Below are 1,410 nucleotides of genomic sequence, written 5' to 3' on the forward strand. Positions count from 1 at the left end.
CGGAAACGACGTGTTAAAGAGAATGTTCATGTTGTTGTTATTGGTGGGGGCACTGCCGGCATGGAAGCAGCATGTACGGCAGCCGAAGTAGGCTGCAAAGTAACCCTCTTTGAGGAGAAACCAGAGTTGGGCGGCTTGGCTCGTGATATTGCCCGCTTGCCGGACAAAACACGTATCAATGATTTCCCTGATTATCTGATTCAACGCACCAAACAGTTAACCAATCTGAACATTGTAACAGGGACCCGAGCCGATTTGGCGATGATTAGTGCCCTGAATCCTGATATTATTGTCAATGCGACGGGGTCCACACCACTTCTTCCGCCAATTGCAGGTTTGCATGAACAACTGGGCAAACCGGGCACAAAAGTGTTCTCCATCTTTGATCTTTTGCACAACATGGAGAAATTCCAGGAGTTTGAAGGTAAATGCATTGCTGTAGTTGGTGGCGGAGCTGTGGGACTGGATGTCGTCGAATATTACGCAGAGCGTGGAGCAGAAGAGGTTTCCATCATTGAGATGATGCCGCTACTGGGTAAAGACCTGGATATGATTACTCGCATTTCCATGATGAAAATGGTAGAGGAGCGGGAAGTGAACGTCCATACGGAAACAGCTTTGACAGAAGTGTGTAGCGACCGCTTCAAAGTAAAGCATGGAGAACAGGAGTTTGAGATTCCTTTTGACCTTGGATTCGTATGCTTGGGTATGCGTTCATACAGTCCGCTGGTGGACAGCTTGCTCGAATATGGTAAAGAACATCAAGTAGAAGTTATTAATATCGGGGATAGTAAACAAGCTCGTCGTATTATTGATGGCACACGTGAAGGTCGCAATATTCTGAAAACCATTCAACGGGTTGACGAATTTAAACATGAGTTTTCTTATTCTTACTGATTTGACAATACAAGTGATGGGTGTTCACGATGGCAACTCAGTGAATATTGAGGTTGAAGAGACGGCTTGTCTTTTCAGCCTTTTTTATTTGAGTTTTTCCTGGAAGAAGATTGATTCCTCTGTTATTTTAAAGGTAAACTATGGAAAGCAAATATAGTAAGTAAGGCTATCTTAACTTGGGGGGATGAGCGTGAATCGACTCTTTAGTGAAATACCGGGTGCCAGCATGTGGAGCAGCGTGGAAGAGATTCATAAAGGCTGGTCTAGTGACAAAAAATATTATATTCAAACCACTGACGGTAGGGAATTGCTGCTAAGAATGGCGAATATGGTTCATTATGATAAAAAGAAACGCGAGTTTGAAGCTGTAACAAAGCTGGATCACGTGGAGAATCTGTTCATGTCCCGGCCGCTTGAATTTGGGATTTGTCATGATGGTCAATCTGTGTATTCTCTGTTCACCTGGATCGAAGGGAAAGATGCTGAAGAGATTATCCCCACGTTAACTGCAGC

Annotated in this window: 2 protein-coding genes; both read left to right on the top strand. The window is 44.3% G+C overall.

Annotated features, from left to right (window positions below):
• Positions 1–897: FAD-dependent oxidoreductase (locus GRP75_RS26920; RefSeq protein ID WP_160790884.1), on the top strand; the 897-nt coding region annotated here is incomplete at its 5' end.
• Between the two features lie 190 nt (positions 898–1,087).
• Positions 1,088–1,410: phosphotransferase (locus GRP75_RS26925; protein ID WP_337194278.1), on the top strand; the 323-nt coding region annotated here is incomplete at its 3' end.

The sequence above is a fragment of the Paenibacillus sp. OT2-17 genome (assembly GCF_009827695.1).
Taxonomy (GTDB): domain Bacteria; phylum Bacillota; class Bacilli; order Paenibacillales; family Paenibacillaceae; genus Paenibacillus; species Paenibacillus polymyxa_B.